We start from the raw sequence: 7,968 nt of genomic DNA on the forward strand, positions 1-7,968 counted from the left end.
TAGATTGTAAAAATACCTGACATGGTTTGCTTATTTTTTAGTCGGTTTTTGTAAGCTTAATGATAATCTTTTTTATTTTTATCAATTGCTTGGATGAGTTAGCGCTAAGCTGGGGCGCTTGGGTAGCAATGAGTGTTGGCTTGAACTTGAAGCTATTAATAGAGGTTTGCGGTAATTCAGTTTGAGAGAGTGAGGTGTAAGGTTTGCGCCCTTGCATTCGCCTCGGTTTGAGTAGGCGAGTTGCGGGCAACTCGCTCTGTGCATCAGCACGTTAAAACTCAAGTAAAATGCTTTGGTTTAAATCCTGCTCTATGCAGTTGGCTTCTTCGCCAGCCCTATCCACAATCAGAAAGTCACTGCTGGCTTCTAGGCTAATCAAAGGATGGTGCCATACTCCAAAATGGTAGTTCACCCCTTGCTGGCCAGAGGCTAAAAAGGCTTGTATTTGCTGTTGTTGCAGTTCGCCCTTGGGGGCTACCACTACCACATAAGGATGCCCAGACAGCGGCATAAACAGTTGGCTGCCATAGGGATGATGCTCCATCATTGTAATTTCTAGCGGCAAAGTAAAAGCTTGGCCGCGAAAGATAGACACTATCGGCTTGGCATTACTGCCACTAAACTGTAACGCGGCCAAATCATGGAAACGGGTAGTGGTACCGTTGTTAATGGGAAAATGCGTAGCACCTTCTGTTTCCACAACGTCGCCAAAGGGCTTGAATGCCTCACGAGTCAGCGGCTGTAATGCAAGTTTCATCATAGTGGGTGCTTCCTATTGGTCTACTTTACCCCATAGGCGAACGCGACTAAGTCCACCGTCTGGGAAAATATTGATACGAATATGGCTGATTTTGCCTAGAGAATTTAACTGTGCAAAGTGGTGGTTATTATCGGCACTTAAGGACTGTGGTGGCAATAGTTCTTCCCAGAACATGCTTTGGCTGATCAGGCTTAGGTCATTGGGGTCGCTAATGTAAGCCGCTTGAATCGACATTTTATCGGGGTAGTTACCTTTAAAGTAGCTGGTAGCAACATCTACGCTGTCAACGCTGCCGGGTTGGCCTAGGGCAATAATACACCAGTCGTTACCGGGTTCACGGCGGCGGCGGGTTTCCCAACCATCCCCCATGTTTACGCCTTCGCCGGGTGCCAGTAAGTTGGCAGGGGTGCCGTAGTGGGAGTCGTTGTGTGCAACGGCTCGGCCGCCATTGACTAACGCAATTAAGTCAATGGTTTCATCGCCATGGTGGCTGGCTTTGGGTAAACCAAAGATACGCAAGCGGGCAATACCGCCGTCGGGGAACATATTCACTTTTACGTGGCTAACTACTTGTTCGCTGCTTGCTTCAAAGAAGTGGCTGTTATCGGCAGACAAGGCGCTAGCTGGCAATAGCGCTTGCCATTGTACGTCATCAGCAGGTAATTCTTGCTCGCAATAACAGACTTCAATGCTCACTGCAGGTGCGAAGTTGCCGGTGAAAAAGCTGGTATCGACTTGCAGCCCTTTTACTGTGCCGGGTACACCGAGTTTAACAATGCTCCAGTCGTGGCCACCATTTCGGCGACGGCGGCTTTCCCAGCCATCCATCCATTTGCCGTTGTCGTCGTAGCGATCGGGATAAAACTCGGCAGGCAGGTGGTTTAGCATGCGGTCGGCTTTAGCAAAAAAATCATCGCTGACGGCGACCACTTTACTGCCAATACGGTGATCGGCAAGGTTGGTAAATTGTTTAGTAAATGCAGGGGCATTTTCACTTATCGGGGCAATGATTACTTGGCTCATAATTATCCTTAATTGTATTGTACTAGCTGGAGCTGTGAGCTAGTTTTGTCTCGTTTGATTCATAATAACTAAGAATGAATCAATTGTTTCATGATCGGGTGCAATATTGTTACTGCTGGGTATTTTTTAGCGCTTAACTAACCTTGTTGTTCCAGTTCGGCAAGGGCCTGATAGTTATTACTCACCTGATTGCTATGTTGCTGCGCCGCTTCTGCTAGAAAGTCGTATACCTGATTGCTTAGGTGAGCCAATAGGCTCATTGGCGCGGCATAGCTGTCTAGGGCTGAGTGGTTACTCATGGGGCAAACAATCAATTGGCTCACTTGAGAGGCGTAACGTTGGCCGCTTTGGTCGGTAATCAGTAAACATTTAAGGCCTTGCAGTTGCTTTATTAAGGCCGAAAATACACTGGGCCGACGGCGAATACCTATGACGATGACTAAGTCATCGGCAGTGATTTGTTGAAGATCTTCGCCAATACTCTGTGCTGGTAAGGGTAGCAGGGTAATCTGGCCACGGCACTGCATTAATTGTTGGCGAAAGTGCATCGCTAGTGGGTAACTGTTGCGATAACCAATAATGTAAATCTGTTTGGCTTGGCTGATCTCTTTCACCAGTTGTTCGCTGTCGAGCTGTTCTAACTGGCGGTAAACCTGAGTAATGGCTGCTAAATCACTATGTTCAGAGCTATCGCTGGGGCCGGTGCTTAACAGTGGTTGACCCCATTCGCGCTCTTGACGCAACTCTTCACACACTTGTTGGTGATCTTGATAACCCAATTGGCGAAAGAAGCGGCTAACACTGGCTTTCGATACTTGGCAAGCACCGGCAATTTCGGCGGTTGATTGAATCAATACTTTGTCGGGGTGATGCTGTAAGTAGTCGGCAACAATCCGCGCCTTAGCCGAGAGTTGTGAGTAGCTGCTTACGATGCGCTGATCAAAGGCACAAACCGATTTGCTCATAGTGTTAGACGTCCTCATGGTTGGTCAGTTTTGCTTATAACACAGCCGAGATAAAGCTTTGTAGTTCTTCCGTTTGCGGTTGGGCAAATACTTGCTTGCTGTCACCGGTTTCCCACACTTTGCCTTGGTGCATAAATACTACGCGGTCACCCACGTCGCGGGCAAAGTTCATTTCGTGAGTCACTAGAATCAGCGTCATACCTTCGGCGGCTAGTTGCTCTAGTACCTTGAGCACTTCGCCCACTAACTCTGGGTCAAGGGCCGAGGTGATTTCATCACACAGTAGTACTTTGGGCGACATCGCCAAGGAGCGAGCAATTGCCACTCGTTGCTGTTGCCCGCCAGACATGCTGGTGGGGTATTGGTCGAATTTGTCGGCTAGGCCCACTTTGGCGAGTACTGCTTCGGCCAGTTGGCGACATTCTTGCGGACTTTTCTTTAATACCAGCTTGGGCGCCAGCATAATATTTTCACCAGCGGTCATGTGGGGGAATAGGTTAAAGTTTTGAAACACCATGCCTACGCTGCGGCTTAGTTGGCGCAGTTGTTTTTCGTCTTCGCTAACTGCTTGTTTGTCGACAATAATGGCGCCGCTTTGAAAGGGTTCTAGGCCATTAATGCAGCGCAGTAGGGTACTTTTACCCGAACCGCTGCGACCAATAATGGAGATCACTTCGCCAGCTTTAATTTTTAGGTCAACCCCTTTTAGTACATGGTGTTGCCCGTAATATTTGTGAATGTTTTCGATACTAACCAGTGACATTGAGTTTTTTCTCCAAATGCTTACTGTACAAAGACAGCGGGAAACAAAGTAAGAAGTACAAGGCCGCTACTAGGGCAAAGACTTTGAAAGGTTGAAAAGTGGCGTTGTTTAACATGGTGCCCGCTTTGGTGAGCTCGACAAAACCAATAATTGAGGTTAGCGCGGTGCCTTTCACTACTTGCACCGAGAAACCTACAGTAGGGGCAATGGCCACTTTTAAGGCTTGCGGTAAAATGACGTAGCGCATGCTTTGAAAGAAGCTCAAACCTAAGGTTTTTGCTGCTTCCCATTGCCCTTTGGGCAGAGATTCAATACAGCCACGCCAGATTTCGCATAAGAAGGCGCTGGTAAATAGAGTGAGGCCAATAATGGCGGCTAGCCAAGCGCTCACATCAATACCAATCAAAGATAAACCAAAGAAGGTAATAAACAGTTGCATCAGCAGTGGCGTGCCCTGAAACAACTCTACATAGCCTTTCACCAAGCCGGTTAATACCGGATTACGACTGAGTCGCATAAAGGTGAGTAACAGCGCCACTAGACCGCCGCTGGCAAAGGCGATAAGGGATAACAGAACCGTCCAGCGCGCTGCTAGTAGCAGGTTGCGCAGAATGTCCCAGTCGGTAAATTGCATCATCAGTAATGGCTCCTATAAGGACGGGTTCTTAAAGATACGGCGCGCTAATAACTCAAATAGCTGGCGCATTGCTACGGCCAATAATAAGTAAATCAAGGCAGTCACCATGTAGGACTCAAAGCTGAGAAAGTTGCGTGATTGAATGAAGTTGGCCGAGAAAGTCAGCTCTTCAACCGAAATTTGTGATACCACCGCCGAGCCGAGCATAACAATGATGCATTGGCTAACTAGGGCAGGGTAAATGCGTTGAAAAGCGGTGGGCAAAACCACTCTGCTAAAAATTTGCCAATGGCTCAGCCCAAGGGTGCGGCCAGCTTCCCATTGCCCTTTAGGTGTGGCTTGAATGCCTGCGCGAATAATTTCGGTGAGGTAGGCTCCAAGGTTAATCACCATGGCTAAACAACCTGCTTGCCAGGCACTGAGCTTAAAGCCTAAGGCCGGCAAGCCAAAAAAGATGAAGAATAGCTGTACAATAAACGGGGTATTGCGAATCACTTCCACGTAGCTACCAACTAGCCAACGTAACCAAGCCTTGTTACTAATTCGCCCGGCTGCACCTGCGGTGCCTAGCGCAATCCCTGCCACTGTGGAGTATAGGGTTAGCTCAACGGTGGTCAGTAAGCCTTTGCTTAGCTCGGGGATGTAAGGAATTAATCCGCTAAAGTCTAATTGGTAGCTCATGCCTTTTTATCCTTAAATTACAGCTCTTTAGGAAGTGAGGTTTTAAACCAAGCGAGAGACATTTTTTCTAATTCGCCGCTGTCTTTGGCTTTGGCGATGAGGCTGTTTACTTTCTCAAGTAGTGCCGGCTCGCCTTTTAATACGCCAACGTAACAAGGTGAGTTTTTCAACATGAACTTAGTTTCTGGTTTACGTTGAGGCACGCGTTTAGCGATTTCGGTGGCAACTAGGTTACCTGTAGCAATCAGCTCAACTTGGCCTGAAAGGTAGGCCGAAAGCGTGGTATTGTTGTCTTCAAAGCGTTTGATAGTGGTTGACTCATCCACCAATTTGCTCAGCTCAATATCTTCCACTGCACCGCGGGTTACTCCCACCGTTTTATCCTTTAAGTCATCGGCCTTGCTCACATCTAAGCCTTCTGCACCAAATACACCTAAGAAGAATGGCGCGTAAGCATTACTAAAATCGATAGCTTTTTCTCGCTCGGGGTTTTTACCTAAGCTAGAGATCACTAAATCTACTTTACGGGTTTGTAGGTAAGGAATGCGGTTGGCGCTGGTAACGGGAACCAACTCTAGCTTTACCCCTAGCTCGTCTGCTAGGTAGTTAGCCATATCAATGTCGTAACCCTGAGGTTGCAGGTCACTGCCTACCGAACCAAAAGGAGGAAAATCTTGCGGTACCGCCACTTTAAGTACGCCGCGCTCCATCAAGGTATCCAGTTGGTCGGCCTGAGTAATGGTGCTGGTTAATCCACAAATTGCAATGGCGGCTCCAGCCAGTAGATGTTTGATTTTGAACATAGCATTTCCTTAGCAAGTTAACATACGTGAAACAAATGAATCTTATGTTATGTATTCTGCAACAAATGCGCCTAAATGCTGTTTCTCGTTGATTAATTTCTAATTACAATATTTTTCAATGGCTTGTGTTTTATTTGTTGACCAGATAGGCAAGCCATCACGGGGCTTGCTAGCGTTTATTTTTAACCACCTTGGTGCTGGGGAGTTTCAAAGTGGTGCAACAAATGATTCATAATGACCATAAGAGGGGAAGTTTGTTTCAGTCAGTGGCTAAGGCTTAGCTGGTTTCTCATTTTGAACTCGGATTGCAAACTTGCCTCTTTGATATATTCAGTGCGTTTGACTGATCGATGAGTCAGTATTCCCAGCGCTATGATGAGGTTTGAACGTTACCGTATTGGTGCTGATTCATTGGTGAATGTCGAGTTTTAGTCGCATATTTTTATCGTTCGGTTTACTTGCCTCTGTCTGGCTATTGAGTTACTTTTATCCATGTAACTAATTTAAGTTACTATTTATAAAGTAATTGTTTTTGGTTACTTTTGGTGGTGGTGAGGTCTATGCAAACAGTTGCAGTATTAAGTGGTGACATTGTTGGCTCTAGTGGACTAGAGCCAGTGGCTTTTAGTGAGGCTTTGCAGGCTTTAACGGCTAGTTTGCAAGGCTTACAGCGGCGTTATGGCTGCCGTTATGAAGTCTTTCGTGGCGATGCTTTTCAGCTATTGCTTGAGCCAGCTGAGCTCGCCATTGATTGCGCTTTAGAGATCCGCTTAGCTTTAAAAGCAGCAGTGAATATGGATGCACGCATTGGTATAGGCATTGGCGCTATTGCTCCACTGGCTGAACAACTGGGCCGCTCCAATGGCGAGGCCTTTATTTTGTCGGGGCGGGGCTTAGATAGTCTGAAACGGCAATACATGGCGGTATTTAGCAATAAACCCTATTTACAGCAGCACTTTGAGTTGCTAACTAAGTTTGCCGATAAGCAGTTACAAGCCTTAAGCCAGAAACAAGCCGAGGCTTTGCTTTGTTATTGGCAACTCGCCGAGCCAAGCCATGCTGCACTGGCCGAAGTCTTAGGCAGTTCTCGGGTTAATGCCACAAAACTTCTTAACTTATCGCAGTATCAATTGCTGGAAGAGTATAAACTGTACTTCAAACAACTCATGGATGAGTCTTAGAATGGAAATGCAGTTTTTGTTGGCTACCTGGTTGGCTTATGTCTTACTAGAGTTTTTTATTTGGCCCCAGCATTGCCGCCAGCAAGTTGAGCAACAAAAATTTATCGCTACTTGTCTTTATTGGCGAGCTTTGTTGTTAAGCCTCGGTTTTACCCTGCTAGCGATATATTTTGTTGGCGCGAGCAGTCTGCTCTTTGGCTTGAGTCTGGTGCTATTGCTCGTTCTGATAGTGCTGCCAGCTTGGCAGGCCTACCTGCCGCCATCTACTTTTTATTACCTGTTTTTTCAGGCCTTACAGTTTGCCATTTTAGGTTTAGCGGTGGTGGCCCTTAGTGATGCTTGGCAAGGCCTCGGCTCGCTGTTTGGCATACTGATGCAGCCAAAGGTAATGTTGCTAGTGCTGGCGTATTTATTGATATTAAATCCTTGCTCCAGAGTGCTGGCCTTGGCTTTGCGCCCTTGGAATCCGGCGGTGCAACAGGCTGGGCTTTACTTACCCATGGCTGGCAAAGCCATTGGCATGGTTGAACGCAGCTTGATATTAAGCTGTGTATTGTTGGATCAAATCGCTGCCATCGGCTTTATTATTGCTGCCAAATCCATTTTTCGCTTTGGTGATTTAACCGGTCAATCAGAGCGCAAGCTAACCGAATATGTCTTGCTAGGCACTCTGCTTAGTGTGGCCATAAGTGTATTTATTGGTTTAGCTGCTCGGGCAGGCTTTGCTGTCTTAAGTTAAGCCCTTCCATCAATTTGAGAGAGCCCATGAATCACCCTTTATCCTTGCAGCTAAAACAAACTTTTGGCTTTGAGCAGTTTCGCCCCGGTCAAGCTCAGGTGGTTGATTGCTTATTAGCGCAGCGCTCCTGCTTGGCTATTTTTCCTACTGGCTCCGGTAAATCCTTGTGTTACCAATTTACCGCCTTGCAATTACCGCATTTAACCTTAGTGGTATCACCGTTGTTAGCCTTAATAAAAGATCAGCTTAACTTCTTGCAGCAAAAAGGCATCGCCGCAGCCAGTCTCGACTCTACCTTAAGCGCTGAGCAAAGCCGTCAGGTAATGGCTGAGGTGCGCAGTGGTAAAACTAAAATTTTAATGGTGTCGGTAGAGCGCTTTAAGAACGAGCGTTTTCGTCAGTTTATTCAAGGTGTG

10 protein-coding genes are annotated in these 7,968 nt (G+C 46.8%); 3 read left to right on the forward strand and 7 right to left on the reverse strand.

Going from position 1 to position 7,968, the window contains the following annotated elements; translation table 11 throughout:
- Nucleotides 1-271: 271 nt before the first annotated feature.
- The 7 genes from ACQY6Q_RS17880 to ACQY6Q_RS17910 all read right to left on the reverse strand — a co-directional run bounded on the left by ACQY6Q_RS17880 (nt 272) and on the right by ACQY6Q_RS17910 (nt 5,632).
- Complete coding sequence (locus ACQY6Q_RS17880) at nt 272-760, reverse strand: ureidoglycolate lyase (RefSeq protein WP_427983526.1); 489 nt, start codon at nt 758-760, stop codon at nt 272-274.
- 12 nt (nt 761-772) lie between these two features.
- Entirely contained in the window at nt 773-1,783 is a 1,011-nt protein-coding gene (gene alc, locus ACQY6Q_RS17885) for an allantoicase (protein ID WP_427983528.1), read from the reverse strand.
- A gap of 137 nt (nt 1,784-1,920) precedes the next feature.
- Complete coding sequence (locus ACQY6Q_RS17890) at nt 1,921-2,748, reverse strand: MurR/RpiR family transcriptional regulator (RefSeq protein ID WP_427983529.1); 828 nt, start codon at nt 2,746-2,748, stop codon at nt 1,921-1,923.
- Nucleotides 2,749-2,782: 34 nt separating this feature from the next.
- Nucleotides 2,783-3,505, reverse strand: a complete 723-nt coding sequence (locus ACQY6Q_RS17895; protein ID WP_427983539.1) for an amino acid ABC transporter ATP-binding protein — start codon at nt 3,503-3,505, stop codon at nt 2,783-2,785.
- Complete coding sequence (locus ACQY6Q_RS17900) at nt 3,498-4,148, reverse strand: amino acid ABC transporter permease (RefSeq protein WP_427983530.1); 651 nt, start codon at nt 4,146-4,148, stop codon at nt 3,498-3,500. Before ACQY6Q_RS17900 ends, ACQY6Q_RS17895 begins: the two co-directional genes overlap by 8 nt.
- A 12-nt stretch (nt 4,149-4,160) precedes the next feature.
- Nucleotides 4,161-4,829 (reverse strand): amino acid ABC transporter permease, encoded by a 669-nt coding sequence (locus tag ACQY6Q_RS17905; RefSeq protein ID WP_427983532.1) that lies wholly within the window; start codon nt 4,827-4,829, stop codon nt 4,161-4,163.
- Between the two features lie 17 nt (nt 4,830-4,846).
- On the reverse strand, nt 4,847-5,632 hold the full coding sequence (locus ACQY6Q_RS17910; protein ID WP_427983534.1) for a transporter substrate-binding domain-containing protein: 786 nt from the start codon (nt 5,630-5,632) through the stop codon (nt 4,847-4,849).
- A gap of 560 nt (nt 5,633-6,192) precedes the next feature.
- Here ACQY6Q_RS17910 and ACQY6Q_RS17915 point away from each other — a divergent pair.
- The 3 genes from ACQY6Q_RS17915 to ACQY6Q_RS17925 form a co-directional block, all read left to right on the forward strand.
- Complete coding sequence (locus tag ACQY6Q_RS17915) at nt 6,193-6,813, forward strand: hypothetical protein (RefSeq protein ID WP_427983535.1); 621 nt, start codon at nt 6,193-6,195, stop codon at nt 6,811-6,813.
- Nucleotide 6,814: 1 nt separating this feature from the next.
- Nucleotides 6,815-7,552 carry a hypothetical protein gene (locus tag ACQY6Q_RS17920; RefSeq protein WP_427983536.1) on the forward strand — a complete coding sequence of 246 codons (738 nt, stop codon included), beginning with the start codon at nt 6,815-6,817 and terminating at the stop codon, nt 7,550-7,552.
- A gap of 26 nt (nt 7,553-7,578) precedes the next feature.
- Nucleotides 7,579-7,968 (forward strand): DEAD/DEAH box helicase (locus ACQY6Q_RS17925; protein WP_427983537.1); only part of this gene is annotated, 390 nt, incomplete at its 3' end.

It is taken from the genome of Agarivorans sp., assembly GCF_050295395.1.
Lineage (GTDB): Bacteria > Pseudomonadota > Gammaproteobacteria > Enterobacterales > Celerinatantimonadaceae > Agarivorans.